Origin of the sequence: Mesorhizobium sp. M7A.F.Ca.ET.027.03.2.1 (genome assembly GCF_003999175.1) — a bacterium.
In the GTDB taxonomy this organism is placed as follows: Bacteria; Pseudomonadota; Alphaproteobacteria; order Rhizobiales; family Rhizobiaceae; genus Mesorhizobium.
In genome coordinates this window covers 1-671 of record NZ_RZOM01001724.1, presented here as the reverse complement: position 1 = coordinate 671, position 671 = coordinate 1, and the positions used below count along the sequence as shown (strand labels likewise).

The 671-nt window shown below is 66.2% G+C and carries 1 protein-coding gene; it reads left to right on the top strand.

Annotated features, from left to right (window positions below):
• Positions 1-27: 27 nt before the first annotated feature.
• Positions 28-671: ABC transporter permease (locus tag EN750_RS37665; protein WP_145968350.1), on the top strand; the 644-nt coding region annotated here is incomplete at its 3' end.

Genomic DNA, 671 nt, shown 5'->3' with positions numbered 1-671 from the left:
AGTGGAGCGAGTGATCCCCCACCTTCCATGACCGCCTACCTCCTAAAACGCTTCGCCGTCGCGCTCGCCACGCTGGTGCTGGCTTCCATGGTGGTGTTCGCCGTCCTGGAGATCCTGCCCGGCGATCCGGCGCGGCTAATGCTGGGCCTGAACGCCAGTGCCGATCAGGTCGAGCTGCTGCGCAACCAGATGGGCCTCAACGCCCCGCTGGCCTTGCGCTACCTGCAATGGGCCGGCGGCCTGCTCAGCCTCGATTTCGGCCGCTCCTACACCTATTCGGTGCCGGTCATCGACCTGGTGCGCGAGCGGCTTGCCGTCTCGCTGCCGCTGGCGCTGATTGCGCTTGCGCTCTCCACCATCATCGCGATTCCCGTTGGCCTGTTTTCCGCCAGCCGGCGTGGACGCGCCGGTGACACGATTTCGATGGGCGCCGCACAGCTTGGCGTCGCCGTGCCCAATTTCTGGTTCGCACTGATGCTGATCTATGTCTTCGCCGTCTGGCTGCGGCTGGTCCCGGCCGGTGGCTTTCCCGGCTGGAGTGCCGGCATCTGGCCAGCCTTGAAATCGCTGCTGCTGCCGGCGGTCGCACTTGCCTTGCCGCAAGCCGCGATCCTGGCGCGCGTTACCCGCTCGGCGCTGATCGAGGTCCTCAACGAGGACTATATCCGCAC